Origin of the sequence: Nocardia sp. JW2, assembly GCF_051843015.1 — a bacterium.
In the GTDB taxonomy this organism is placed as follows: domain Bacteria; phylum Actinomycetota; class Actinomycetes; order Mycobacteriales; family Mycobacteriaceae; genus Nocardia; species Nocardia coubleae.
This window is the reverse complement of sequence record NZ_JBPXLK010000019.1, coordinates 44,414-57,638: the sequence shown is the minus strand read 5'-3', so window position 1 is coordinate 57,638 and position 13,225 is coordinate 44,414. Positions and strand designations below refer to the sequence as shown.

Sequence of the window (13,225 nt, the reverse complement as noted above, 5' to 3'; positions counted from 1 at the left end):
GTGTGCCGACCAGCTGTTTCCGGCTACCCTGGCCACCATGGTTTCACCCTCCCGTAGCACCACGCCCCGTCGACGGCGGGACGACGCGGGAAAGCTCTTCATCGGCGCCCTTCTCCTCCTCGGCCTGACAGCCAGTGTTTTCCTCGTCTTCAGCGACAATGTGCAATTCGTCCGGATCGGCCTGGTAGCGGCGCTGTGGGCGGCCGTGATCGGCGCCCTCGCGGCCACTCGTTATCGCAAGGACGCGGCCGTCGACAAGGCCAAGGTGCGCGATCTGCAGACGGTGTACGAGTTGCAGCTCGAGCGGGAGATCAACGCCCGCCGCGAATACGAGATGGGTGTCGAGGCACGGGTGCGCGCCGAAGTGGGTGCCGACGCCTCGGAGATCGCGGCCCTGCGTGCGGAGCTCACGTTGCTTCGCCAGAACCTGCAGGTGCTGTTCGAGGGTGCCCTGCCCGATGACCAGCCTGCCCTGCAGGCCGACGCGGTCCGCATCGACGCCCTGCCGAGCGGCGGATCGGCCTACGCCGATTTCGACGCCTTCGACGAGGCGGAGCCCGAGATCGACGATAGCCACGAGGCTGCCGCCGCCGCGTGGTTCGGCCCCTGGCAGCAACCGCCCAGCGCCCTGAAGCCGGTTTTCATGCAGCCGGTGTCGGCCAATTTCGCCGACCCCTACGACGACCCGGTCACCGCCGAGACCTCGGCCGTGCAGCTCGACGAATACGCCGAGTCCCAGCAGCCGACCCGCGAGCCCGAACCGGCCAAGTCGTCGTCGGCCAAAACCCCGCCCCCGCGCCTGTCGGCCCCGCACACCCGCAAGGTCGACAACGACGGCCGCCTCCTCGACCCCGAGCCCTCGGCCCCCACGTCTTCGAACGACGCGGACCAGTCGGCGACCCCGGCACCCGCCGCCCCCGACCTGTCGGCAACCACGGCACCCACCGCTGCCCTCAGTCCCGAGCCCGCGCCCGAACAGCCAGCCGCGGCCACCACCCCGGAATCCGGCTTCGAAGCCCCCCCGAACTCCGGCCCGGCCCCCGCCCCCCAGCCCACGCCTGCCCCCACCCCCACCGTCGGCACCAGCTCCCGCCGCCGCCGTCGCGCCGAATCCGAAGGCACCCGCCTCTCGGTAGCCGACATCATGGCCAACCTCCAATCGGAATCCACCCGCACCTAGCCCCGAATTCTCGGGTAGGCGGTATGGGGTAGATCACGACCGGGGGCGTGGCGGGGCGGGCGTAGGGCCCGTTATTCTCGACCGGTACGTCTGGTACCCGCACAGCGGGACTGGAACGCAATCGAGAGGACAATGTTGACCTCGAGAAGTGTCGATTCTGATGGCGCGAACTCAGGTGTCGATCCAGCGCCCGCACGGCTGACGGTGGGAATCGTCTCGGCGGGACGGGTGGGTTCGGCGCTCGGTGTAGCGCTCGAGCGAGCCGGGCATGTGGTGTTCGGTGTCGCCGCGATTTCCGATGCCTCCGTGCACCGGGCACGCACCCGGCTGCCCGATTCGCAGATCCTGCCGGTGGAGCAGGTGGCGCAGCGCAGCGAGTTGTTGCTGCTCGCGGTGCCCGATGCCGAGCTGGCCGGGTTGGTTCGTGGTCTGGCCTCGGCCGGTGTGGTCCGGCCGGGCACGATCGTCGCGCACACCTCCGGTGCCAACGGTGTCGGTGTGCTCGCCCCGCTCACCGAGCAGGGCGCGTTGGGCCTGGCGATTCATCCGGCGATGACCTTCACCGGTCACGACGAGGACATCGCCCGCCTCGCCAATGCCTGCTTCGGTATCACCGCCGCCGACGACATCGGTTACGCCATCGCCCAGGCGCTGGTGATCGAGATGGGCGGCGAGCCGGTGCGGATCGAGGAGGACCAGCGCACGCTGTATCACGCGGCCCTCGCGCACGGCAGCAATCACCTGGTCACGCTCATCGTCGACGCGGTTTCGGCGCTGCGCGAAGCGATGTCGGGCCCGGGCCTGCTCGGTCAGCCGGTGGTCGACGAGCAACCGGGCGGCCTGCCCGAACGCCTGATCGGCCCGCTGGTCTCCGCCGCGCTCGACAACGCGCTGCGCCGTGGTCAGGCCGCGCTCACCGGCCCGGTCGCCCGGGGCGACGTGGACGCGGTCGCCGCACACCTGAATGCGGTCGAGTCGTTCGACGAACGCCTGGCCGCGTCGTATCGCGCCATGTCGTTGCGCACGGCCGAACTCGCCAGGACCAATCCCGCTCTGCTCGAGCTGCTCGCCGAGAAAGGCCACTGATGGAACCCCGAGAAGTGCATCACCACCAGGGCGGCGCCCGGGCGACCGGCGCGTTCAAGCCCGGCGCGCTCACCGTGCACCACAGCCCCGAGGTGCTGTCCACGGTGGCCAAGGCGTTGCGCGGGGCGGGCCGCAGCATCGGTTTCGTGCCGACCATGGGCGCGCTGCACGAGGGCCATCTGCAGCTGGTTCGGCAGGCGCGGCTCACCAATCAGATCGTGATCGTGTCGATCTTCGTCAATCCGCTGCAGTTCGGTGCGGGTGAGGATCTCGACGCCTACCCGCGCACCCTCGACGCCGACCTCGAGCTGCTCGCGGCCGAGGGCGTCGACCTGGTGTTCGCGCCGTCGGCCAACGAGATGTACCCCGACGGACCGCGCACCACCGTGCAGCCGGGCCCGCTCGGCGCCGAGCTCGAAGGCGGCAGCAGGCCGACGCATTTCGCGGGCATGCTCACCGTCGTCGCGAAGCTGCTGCAACTCACCCACGCCTCGGAGGCGTATTTCGGGGAGAAGGACTACCAGCAGCTCACCTTGATCCGCCAGATGGTTCGCGACCTGAACTTCGACGTGAAGATCGTCGCCTACCCGACGGTCCGCGAACCCGACGGTCTCGCCCTGTCCTCGCGCAACCGCTATCTCGATGCGGCGCAACGGGAATCGGCGCTCGCCCTGTCGGCCGCCCTGGCCGCGGGCAGGCACGCCGCGGGCCTCGGCCCCGAGGGTGTCCTCGCGGCCGCCCGTGCCGTCCTCGACTCGGCCGACGGTGTCGAGGTCGACTACCTCGAACTGCGCGACTCGCTCCTCGGTCCCGCCCCGGAATCGGGCAACGCCCGCCTGCTCGTCGCGGCCAAGGTCGGCAGCACCCGCCTGATCGACAACGCACCCCTTGTTCTCGGCGCCCAGCTCGACGGGCACCCCGACGCGAACTCCCTGCCTGCCCCGCAGGCGCACTGAGAAAGGCGAAGCCGATGCTGCGCACCATGATGACCTCGAAGATCCACCGTGCCACCGTGACCCACGCCGACCTGCACTATGTGGGTTCGGTGACCGTCGACCAGGATCTGCTCGACGCGGCGGGCCTGCTCGAGGGTGAGCAGGTGTGCATCGTCGACATCGACAACGGCGCCCGCCTCGAAACCTATGTGATCGCGGGCGAACGCGGTTCGGGTGTGATCGGGATCAACGGCGCCGCAGCACATCTCGTGCACCCCGGCGACCTGGTCATCCTCATCGCCTACGGCCAGCTCGACGAGGCCGAGCTGCGCGAGTACGCGCCGAAGGTGGTCTTCGTCGACGACCGCAACCGGCCCGTCGAACTCGGCGCCGATCCCGCCCACGCGCCTGAGGGTTCCGGGCTCACCTCGCCGCGTTCCCTGTCGATCGCCTGATCGCGGCGGGTGTCGGACATGCTGCTGACGATCGACGTCCGCAACACCGCCATCGAACTCGGCCTGTTCTCCGGTCTCGGCGAGCACTCGAAACTGGTGCGGCACTGGCGCATTCACACCAATCCGCTGCTCACCGCCGACGAGTTCGCGATGCAGGTGCGCGGTCTTGTCGGTGCCGATCTCGACCAGGTGGTCGGTGTCTCGGCGTTGTCGACGGTGCCGCCGGTGCTGCGGGAACTGCGCATCATGCTCGCCCGCTATTGGTCGCATGTGCCGAATGTGGTCGTGGAACCCGGTGTGCGGACCGGCATTCCGCTGCTGGTCGACAATCCCAAGGAGGTCGGCGCCGACCGCATCGTCAACTGCCTCGCCGCGTTCCGCCGGTTCGGCGGCCCGGCGATCGTCGTCGACTTCGGCACCGCCACCTGTGTCGACCTGGTCTCGGCCAAGGGCGAGTTCCTCGGTGGCGTGATCGCGCCGGGCGTCGAGGTCTCGACGGAGGCACTGGTCGAACGCAGTGCGTTGCGCCGCGTCGAACTGGCCAGGCCGCGCTCGGTGCTCGGCAAGAACACGATGGAGTGCATTCAATCCGGTGCGGTTTTCGGTTTCGCCGGTCTGGTCGACGGATTGATCGACCGTATTCGCGACGAATTCGACGCCTTCGCCGGTACCGATGTCACCGTTGTCGCCACCGGGACGGGCGCGCCGCTGATCGTGCCGGAATCGGAAACGATCGACCAGCACGAACCGCATCTCACCCTCACCGGTCTGCGCCACGTCTACGAGCGCAACAAGAAGTGATTCAGGTCATTGGCCCGTCCACACGGGAGCCTGCTAAGCTCGCTCCCGTGTCTTTCCGTGTGAGCACCCAGGAGTGTTGTCGAGGCTGACCTGCCTCGACCGTTCGAGGCTGACGTTTTCCCCTCGACCGATTCTCACTCCTTGGAGATGCGCTCATGCGTTCTTCTGTTCTTTCCCTGCCGTCGGCCCGTGACGAATACTCCGCGACCCCGCCGCTCGACCGCGCGGTCGCCTCGGCCCTGCCCACCCGGCTGCGACCCGCCGACCTGCTGCGTCTCACCGACGAGGGCGCCGAGGATGTCCTGGCCGGTCGCTACGACCACCTGCTGCCCGCCGACGGACTCTGGCCGACCGAACAGCGCTGGGCCACCCGCCTGATCGCCGACGACGAGGTCGATGTCTGGCTCATCAGCTGGACGCCGGGGAAATCCACCGAATTGCACGACCACGCCGGTTCGCTCGGCGCGCTCACCGTGCTCAGCGGCGCACTGTCGGAATTCCGCTGGAATGGCACCGAGTTACGTGAGCGCACCCTCGCCGCGGGCGATCAGGCGTCGTTTCCGATCGGCTGGGTCCACGATGTGGTCCGCGCCGCCGACGCGACGGCGGGCCCGCTCGATCCCACCCTCAGCGTGCACGCGTATTCGCCGCCGCTGACCGCCATGTCCTATTACGAGGTGACCGGCCACGGCACCCTGCGACGCACCCAAACCGTCCTCACCGACCAGCCCGAAGGTGATCTGTGATGAGCCGTTTGTCGATTGACCAGATGCTCGACAACGCGCGCGCCAAGCTGCGCAGGCTGTATGTCTACGACGTCCCCGCCGCCCTGGCCCGAGGCGCCATTCTGGTCGACATCCGCCCGGCCGCGCAGCGTGTTCGGGAGGGCTCGTTGCCGGGTGCGCTGGTGATCGAGCGCAATGTGCTGGAATGGCGGCTGGATCCCACGTCGTCGGCGCGGTTGTCGCTCGCGCGCGACCACGATGTGGAGTGGATCATTTTCTGCTCGGAGGGCTATACGTCCAGTTTGGCCGCGGCCTCGCTTCAGGAACTCGGATTGCACCGCGCGACCGATCTGATCGGCGGTTATCAGGCGCTGAAGTCGGCGGGCATGCTCACCGTGGGCGTCGGGGTGCCGCACTTCGCCCGGGAAGTGGAGTCGCTGGCTTCGTTGTAACGGGCGGCGCACTGGTCCTTTCCGGTGCACGCTACTGTTATCGAATGTGAGCACCCCTAACTCCGCCGAGACCGGCCGCGCCGTCAGTTCCGCCGTGGACAGCGATGTCCCCGAGCAGATGCGGATTCGCCGGGACAAGCGTGAACGGCTGCTCGCCGGCGGTGGTGACGCCTATCCGGTGGTCGTGCCGCGCACGCACACGCTGGCCGAAATCCGTTCCGCCTACCCGGATCTCGAACCCGATACGCAAACCGGTCTGCAGGTCGGTGTCGCCGGCCGCGTCATTTTCGTCCGCAATACCGGCAAGTTGTGCTTCGCCACCCTGCAGGAGGGCGACGGAACCAAACTGCAGGCGATGATCAGCCTCAATGGTGTCGGCGCCGACGCGCTCGCAGCCTGGAAGTCCGATGTCGACCTCGGCGATTTCGTGTTCGTGCACGGTGAGGTCATCTCCTCGCGCACGGGCGAATTGAGCGTGATGGCCGACTCGTGGTCGATGGCGGCCAAGTCGCTTCGCCCGCTGCCGGTGGCGCACAAGGAAATGAACGAGGAATCGCGCGTCCGGCAGCGCTACGTCGACCTGATCGTGCGCCCCGAGGCCAGGGAAATGGCCCGTACCCGCGTGAACGTGGTCCGCGCGCTGCGCACGGCGCTCGAGCGTCGTGGGTTCCTCGAGGTTGAGACCCCGATGCTGCAGACCATCCACGGCGGTGCCGCCGCGCGCCCGTTCGTCACCCATTCCAATGCCCTCGACATGGACCTGTTCCTGCGTATCGCGCCGGAACTGTTCCTCAAGCGCTGCGTGGTCGGCGGCCTGGAGAAGGTCTTCGAGATCAACCGGAACTTCCGCAACGAAGGCGCCGACTCCACCCATTCGCCCGAGTTCGCGATGCTGGAAACGTATGAGGCCTACGGCACCTACGACGACTCGGCGACGATGATCCGGGAATTGGTCCAGGAAGTCGCACAAGAGGCATTCGGCACCCTCGTGGTGACTCTTGCCGACGGTACTGAATATGATCTGAGTGGCGAGTGGACGACGGTCGAGATGTATCCGTCGCTGTCGGAGTCGATCGGTGTGGAGGTCACTCCGGAAACGACTGTCGAGGAATTGCTGGCACTCGCCGAACGGGTCGGTCTGGAAATTCCGTCGGGCAAGGGCTACGGTCACGGGAAACTGGTCGAAGAACTCTGGGAACACGTCTATGGCGACAAGCTCTACGCGCCGACTTTCGTTCGCGACTTCCCCGTGGAGACCTCACCGCTGACCCGTCAGCATCGCAGCAAGGACGGCGTTACGGAGAAGTGGGATCTCTATGTTCGCGGCTTCGAGTTGGCCACGGGCTATTCGGAGTTGGTCGATCCCGTCATCCAGCGGGAACGGTTCGTCGACCAGGCGCGCCTCGGCGCGGCGGGCGATGACGAGGCGATGGTGCTCGACGAAGACTTCCTCACCGCGATGGAACACGGCATGCCGCCGACCACCGGAACGGGTATGGGAATCGATCGCTTGTTGATGGCACTCACGGGTTTGGGAATCCGGGAAACGATCCTGTTCCCCATTGTGCGCCCGAGTAGTCGCTGACCTGTGAATTCGCGGGGCGAAGACCTCGTGTTGGAAATTTCGCATTTCGGGGTATTCTTGCCTCGGGTATTCGGCCTGGAGGCAGGCTTGACGATTTCGAGAGGACGTTCATCTCATGGCAAAGAAGGTCACCGTTAGCCTGATCGACGATGTCGACGGTGAGTCCATCGCGGACGAAACCATCGAGTTCGCTATCGATGGGGTGTCGTACGAGATCGATCTGTCGGAGGCAAATGCGGCGCGCCTGCGGGAAGGCCTGGACGAGTGGGTCGCCAACGCGCGTCGCGTGAGTGGCCGTCGCCGGACCAAGGCCGCCGGTACGCCGGCGCCGCAGGGCAAGAGCCGCGTTTCCATGGACCGCGAGCAGAGCGCCGCAATTCGTGAATGGGCCCGTCGTAAGGGCCACAAGGTCTCCGCGCGCGGCCGTATCTCGGCCGACATCACCGAGGCCTACAACAAAGAGGTCGGCAAGAGCTGAAATATTGGAGCGCTGGCGCGCTCGAGTCGGCGGCCCCTGCTGTCCCGACGATCAGGCACCGTTGCTTGCTCCTTCGTCGCCTACGCAACGGCGCCTGATCGTCGGGACGGCCGCCGACCGCCGCTTCGCGGCGATCCCTCCTCGAGGTCGGGATGTGCGGGGTCGGGAATGCGGGCGGGTGTACCGCCTCGTGTTCGAGCCTCCTCGGGTGGTTCGGGGACCGCTTCTTCCGCCCTCCTCGGGTGGGTGGGAATGTGGCCTGGAAAGATAGACTGATGGTTGTGCGCAAGGTGTTTCGAGTCTTGGGAGATGTGCGGTGAGCTCCTTTCTTCGGTACACCGACAACACCGGGCGCCAGCATGAATTGCCGCTGGACCCCGCGCAGCAGCGGATCACCATCGGGCGCAACGTTCAGGCCGATCTCGTGCTCGGTTGGGATGCCGAGGTGTCGCGGTTGCATGCCGCGGTCGAACACCTGGGTGCGCACTGGACGATCATCGACGACGGGCTGTCGCGTAACGGGACGTTCGTCAACGGTGAGCGGTTGGTCGGCAGGCGCAGGCTGAGCCCGGGTGACCGTATTCGCGTCGGCACCACGCTGGTGCATTTCTTCGATTTCGGTGGTGTCGTCGACGACGCCACGCATACCGCCTCCGGTTCCATCCCCACCATGCGTTCGCTGACCGAAACCCAGCGCGCGGTGCTGATCGCCCTGTGCCGTCCGTACAAGCACGGCACCGGATTCGCGACGCCCGCGTCGAACCAGCAGATCGCCGAGGAACTCTTCCTGTCGATCGACGCGATCAAAACCCACCTGCGTGCCCTGTTCGCGAAGTTCGGGGTGGAGAATCTGCCGCAGAACCAGAAGCGCACCCGGCTCGCCGCCCTCGCGATGCAGAGCGGAATGATCTCCGACCACGAGTTGTGACGTCCGGGGCCGGCGGTCGAGCGCCTGACGTAGGTGGCTGAGCGCCTGAACCATGTCGGTGGCGGTGGGGACGCGGTTGACTTGTTCCTGTCACCGGAGTGCGACTCCGGATTCGAGTCAGGAGTTGGTTCCCATGTCGGCCATTCGTTTGTCCTCGCTGGTTCTCGCGATGCTCAGCACCGGCCTCGTCGCCGGCGTGTTCTACGCCTACGCGATCTCGGTGATGCCCGCCCTGGCGCGCACCGGGGACCGCACGCTGATCGAGGTCATGCAGAAGATCAACGTGGTGATCATCAACCCGTGGTTCATGTTCGGCTTCCTCGGGACGGTCGGCTTCACCGCGCTCGCGGCCGCGCTGCACCTGGGCGGCGATCACCGCGCCACGCTGATCTGGATCGGAATCGCGTTGGTGCTCAATGTGATCGCGTTCGCGGTCACCGCCGGGCAGAACGTGCCGCTCAACGACGCCCTGGCCGCGGCGGGCGACCCGGCGACGCTGGCGGACACCGTTTCGGTGCGCGCCGAATTCGAGGCGGCGTGGGTGCGCTGGAACATCCTGCGGGCGGTGCTGCACACGGCGGCGTTCCTGGTGCTGTGCGGTGCGCTGTTCGTCGCGGGTGTGCAGCAGGGCAAGTCGAACGCCGCCGCCCCGGTCGCGGGACAGACCGTTTCGCACGCGCTGGTGCGCTGAATCGCACCGTAGTGCCACGCGAAGGCCGGAACGTGTTCCATGATGACTGGAACACGTTCTAGTCAGGGGTGGTTCCATGCGAAGTAAGTCGATGCTCGTTCTCGCCGTCGCGATGCTGCTGGGTCTCGTGGGGTCAGGCGGTGCGGCCGCCGACCCCTACCCGGTCGACTACAACTTCTTCGCGGGCATCGCGCCCGAGCTGACGAACCCGGGCGGTGCGCTGCCCGGGGCGAACGACCCGAATTGCGTTCCCACACCCGAACATCCGAATCCGGTCATCCTGCTGCACGGCACCGGCGGTGGAGCGCAGACGAACTGGGGCGTGTACGCCCCGCTGCTGGCCAACGAGGGCTATTGCGTGTTCACCCTCACCTACGGCGCGTACGCGCTGCCCTGGCCCGTCTCGGCCATCGGCGGGATGCGTCCCATCGAGCAGAGTGCGGCGGAGGTGTCGGCCTTCGTCGACGGTGTCCTCGCGCGGACCGGCGCCGAACGGGTCGACCTCGTCGCCCACTCGCAGGGCAATATCGTCGGCAACTACTACCTCGAGCGGCTCGGCGGCGGCGAGAAGGTCGGCACGCTGGTCGGGATCGCGCCGCCCTGGCTCGGCACCAACGCCTTCGGCGCGGGCGATATCGCCCACTTCAGCCGGGCGCTCGGCGCGGGACCGGTCTTCGACGCCGCCACCGGCTCGCTGTGCCAGGCGTGCGCGCAGATGTTCAGCGGTTCGCCGTTCATGACCGCGCTCAATGCCGACGGGGTGTACGACCCGCGCGTCACCTACGTCAATATCGTCACGGTCCTCGACGAGCTCGTCGTGCCGCACACCTCCGGCCTGGTGCCCGGTCCCAATGCCACCTCGGTCGTCGTGCAGGACGGTTGCGCGCAGGACTGGTCCGAGCACATGGCCATCGCGGGCAGTCCGCGGGCCGCCGGTCACGTCCTCAACGCCCTCGATCCGGCCAGGCAGGCGCCCGTGCCGTGCGAGTTCGTGCCCCCGTTCACCGGCTGAGGCGGGATTTCGCTGTAGGCAAAACTGGAACGGAAACGAATGCCGCGACGTGCGCGTTGTGAGTGAATGACCAAGTTGTCACCGGTCCCCAATAGGGTGGAGCGGCGACGGCGGAATCCCCTGCCAACTAGAGTGGATGGCGGGGGCCGCAACCCCCGGGCTTCATGGCAGGCTGACGGCGACAGTTGTCGCCTCCGGCGCCCAAGGTTGTACCGAGCACACAGCGGCGTCTGTTGCCAGAATGTCGGAGCAGGAGAGTGAGGGAGCGATGTTCGAGAGGTTCACCGACCGCGCGAGGCGTGTCGTTGTCCTGGCCCAAGAAGAGGCCCGGATGCTCAACCACAACTACATCGGCACCGAGCACATCCTGCTTGGGTTGATCCACGAGGGCGAGGGCGTGGCGGCGAAGTCGCTGGAGTCCCTTGGCATCTCGCTGGAGGGTGTGCGCAGCCAGGTCGAGGAGATCATCGGGCAGGGCCAGCAGGCGCCGTCCGGTCACATCCCCTTCACCCCGCGTGCGAAAAAGGTGCTGGAACTGAGTCTGCGCGAGGCGCTGCAGCTCGGCCACAACTACATCGGCACCGAGCACATCCTGCTCGGCCTCATCCGCGAGGGTGAGGGCGTCGCGGCCCAGGTGCTCGTCAAGCTGGGTGCCGACCTGAACCGGGTCCGTCAGCAGGTCATCCAGCTGCTGTCCGGGTACCAGGGCAAGGAGCCCGTCGAGGGCACCGGCTCGCGTGGTGAGGCGGGTACGCCGTCCACCTCGTTGGTGCTCGACCAGTTCGGTCGCAACCTCACGCAGGCGGCGCTGGAAGGCAAGCTCGACCCCGTCATCGGCCGCTCGAAGGAAATCGAGCGTGTCATGCAGGTGCTGAGCCGCCGCACCAAGAACAACCCGGTGCTGATCGGCGAGCCCGGTGTCGGTAAGACCGCCGTGGTCGAGGGCCTGGCGCAGGCCATCGTCAACGGCGAGGTCCCCGAGACCCTCAAGGACAAGCAGCTCTACACCCTCGACCTGGGTTCCCTGGTCGCGGGCAGCCGCTACCGCGGTGACTTCGAAGAGCGCCTCAAGAAGGTGCTCAAGGAGATCAACACCCGCGGCGACATCATCCTGTTCATCGACGAGCTGCACACGCTCGTGGGCGCGGGTGCTGCCGAAGGCGCCATCGACGCGGCCTCGATCCTGAAGCCGAAGCTGGCCCGTGGCGAGCTGCAGACCATCGGTGCGACCACCCTCGACGAGTACCGCAAGTACATCGAGAAGGACGCCGCCCTGGAACGCCGTTTCCAGCCGGTGCAGGTGGGCGAGCCGACCGTCGAGCACACCATCAACATCCTCAAGGGTCTGCGCGACCGCTACGAGGCGCACCACCGGGTCTCCATCACCGATGGCGCTCTCGTGGCCGCCGCGACGCTGGCCGACCGCTACATCAACGACCGGTTCCTGCCGGACAAGGCGATCGACCTCATCGACGAGGCGGGCGCGCGCATGCGCATCCGCCGGATGACCGCGCCGCCGGACCTGCGCGAGTTCGACGACAAGATCGCCGATGCCCGTCGCGAGAAGGAAAGCGCGATCGACGCGCAGGACTTCGAGAAGGCCGCGCGCCTGCGCGACAAGGAGAAGCAGCTCGTCGCCAAGCGCGCCGAGCGGGAGAAGCAGTGGCGTTCGGGCGACCTGGACGTCGTGGCCGAGGTCGACGACGAGCAGATCGCGGAGGTGCTGGCCAACTGGACCGGTATCCCCGTCTTCAAGCTCACCGAGGAGGAGACCACCCGTCTGCTCCGCATGGAGGACGAGCTGCACAAGCGGATCATCGGCCAGGAGGATGCCGTCAAGGCCGTCTCCAAGGCGATCCGCCGCACTCGCGCCGGCCTGAAGGATCCGAAGCGTCCGTCCGGTTCGTTCATCTTCGCCGGTCCGTCCGGTGTCGGTAAGACCGAGCTGTCCAAGGCGCTGGCGAACTTCCTGTTCGGCGACGACGACGCGCTCATCCAGATCGACATGGGCGAGTTCCACGACCGCTTCACCGCCTCGCGCCTGTTCGGTGCCCCTCCCGGGTACGTGGGCTACGAGGAGGGCGGCCAGCTCACCGAGAAGGTGCGGCGCAAGCCGTTCTCGGTGGTGCTGTTCGACGAGATCGAGAAGGCGCACCAGGAGATCTACAACACCCTCCTGCAGGTGCTCGAGGACGGCCGTCTCACCGACGGTCAGGGTCGTACGGTCGACTTCAAGAACACCGTGCTGATCTTCACCTCGAACCTTGGCACCTCCGACATCTCCAAGGCCGTCGGCCTGGGCTTCACCCAGTCCAACGCCGAGGGCTCGAACTACGAGCGGATGAAGCTCAAGGTCAACGACGAGCTGAAGAAGCACTTCCGCCCCGAGTTCCTCAACCGCATCGACGACGTGATCGTCTTCCACCAGCTCACCAGCGAGCAGATCGTGCAGATGGTGGACCTGATGATCAACCGTGTCGCCAAGGCGCTGAAGAACAAGGACATGGCGATCGAGCTGACCGACCAGGCCAAGAGCCTGCTCGCCAAGCGCGGTTTCGACCCGGTCCTCGGCGCCCGTCCGCTGCGTCGCACGATCCAGCGCGAGATCGAGGACCAGCTGTCGGAGAAGATCCTCTTCGGCGAGATCGGCGCGGGCCAGACCATCACGGTCGACGTGGAGAACTGGGACGGCGAAGGCCAGGGCGAAGACGCCAAGTTCACCTTCACCGGCAAGACGAAGCTGACCAAGGCCCCCACGGGCGACGACAAGCCCGAGGTCGTCCTCACCGGAGCAGCCGAGGGCACCGCCCCCGACACCGCCGCCTCCGGCGAGTAACCAGCTGAACGAAAAGCCCACCTTCCGAACTCGGAAGGTGGGCTTTTTCGTTGCCAAGCGA

General features: G+C 67.0%; 13 protein-coding genes. All 13 read left to right on the top strand.

The window, feature by feature from the left end:
* Positions 1–37: 37 nt before the first annotated feature.
* The 13 genes from ACSVDM_RS23185 to ACSVDM_RS23125 all read left to right on the top strand — a co-directional run bounded on the left by ACSVDM_RS23185 (position 38) and on the right by ACSVDM_RS23125 (position 13,164).
* The gene (locus ACSVDM_RS23185) at positions 38–1,180 is read left to right on the top strand and encodes a DUF6779 domain-containing protein (RefSeq protein ID WP_439267797.1); all 1,143 of its coding nucleotides are present in this window, start codon (positions 38–40) and stop codon (positions 1,178–1,180) included.
* Positions 1,181–1,312: 132 nt separating this feature from the next.
* Entirely contained in the window at positions 1,313–2,266 is a 954-nt protein-coding gene (locus ACSVDM_RS23180) for a Rossmann-like and DUF2520 domain-containing protein (protein ID WP_439267795.1), read from the top strand.
* Positions 2,266–3,222 (top strand): pantoate--beta-alanine ligase, encoded by a 957-nt coding sequence (gene panC, locus ACSVDM_RS23175; RefSeq protein ID WP_439267793.1) that lies wholly within the window; start codon positions 2,266–2,268, stop codon positions 3,220–3,222. Before ACSVDM_RS23180 ends, panC begins: the two co-directional genes overlap by 1 nt.
* 14 nt (positions 3,223–3,236) lie before the next feature.
* Entirely contained in the window at positions 3,237–3,656 is a 420-nt protein-coding gene (gene panD, locus ACSVDM_RS23170; protein WP_067640553.1) for an aspartate 1-decarboxylase, read from the top strand.
* Between the two features lie 18 nt (positions 3,657–3,674).
* A complete protein-coding gene (locus tag ACSVDM_RS23165; protein ID WP_067640555.1) occupies positions 3,675–4,457 on the top strand; it encodes a type III pantothenate kinase in 783 nt (260 codons plus the stop codon).
* A gap of 155 nt (positions 4,458–4,612) precedes the next feature.
* On the top strand, positions 4,613–5,203 hold the full coding sequence (locus ACSVDM_RS23160; RefSeq protein ID WP_067640557.1) for a cysteine dioxygenase: 591 nt from the start codon (positions 4,613–4,615) through the stop codon (positions 5,201–5,203).
* Positions 5,203–5,634: a rhodanese-like domain-containing protein gene (locus ACSVDM_RS23155; protein WP_174550337.1), complete on the top strand. Its 432-nt coding sequence runs from the start codon at positions 5,203–5,205 to the stop codon at positions 5,632–5,634. Before ACSVDM_RS23160 ends, ACSVDM_RS23155 begins: the two co-directional genes overlap by 1 nt.
* Before the next feature lie 118 nt (positions 5,635–5,752).
* Positions 5,753–7,219 (top strand): lysine--tRNA ligase, encoded by a 1,467-nt coding sequence (gene lysS, locus ACSVDM_RS23150; RefSeq protein ID WP_067640833.1) that lies wholly within the window; start codon positions 5,753–5,755, stop codon positions 7,217–7,219.
* 115 nt (positions 7,220–7,334) lie between these two features.
* Positions 7,335–7,697, top strand: coding sequence for a histone-like nucleoid-structuring protein Lsr2 (locus ACSVDM_RS23145; RefSeq protein ID WP_067495754.1), 363 nt, complete (start codon positions 7,335–7,337; stop codon positions 7,695–7,697).
* A 316-nt stretch (positions 7,698–8,013) separates the two neighbouring features.
* The gene (locus ACSVDM_RS23140; protein ID WP_067495714.1) at positions 8,014–8,625 is read left to right on the top strand and encodes an FHA domain-containing protein; all 612 of its coding nucleotides are present in this window, start codon (positions 8,014–8,016) and stop codon (positions 8,623–8,625) included.
* A gap of 133 nt (positions 8,626–8,758) precedes the next feature.
* Positions 8,759–9,316 carry an anthrone oxygenase family protein gene (locus tag ACSVDM_RS23135; protein WP_439267789.1) on the top strand — a complete coding sequence of 186 codons (558 nt, stop codon included), beginning with the start codon at positions 8,759–8,761 and terminating at the stop codon, positions 9,314–9,316.
* Between the two features lie 76 nt (positions 9,317–9,392).
* Positions 9,393–10,328, top strand: a complete 936-nt coding sequence (locus ACSVDM_RS23130) for an esterase/lipase family protein (protein WP_439267787.1) — start codon at positions 9,393–9,395, stop codon at positions 10,326–10,328.
* Between the two features lie 268 nt (positions 10,329–10,596).
* Positions 10,597–13,164: an ATP-dependent Clp protease ATP-binding subunit gene (locus ACSVDM_RS23125; RefSeq protein WP_067495751.1), complete on the top strand. Its 2,568-nt coding sequence runs from the start codon at positions 10,597–10,599 to the stop codon at positions 13,162–13,164.
* Positions 13,165–13,225 lie beyond the last annotated feature (61 nt).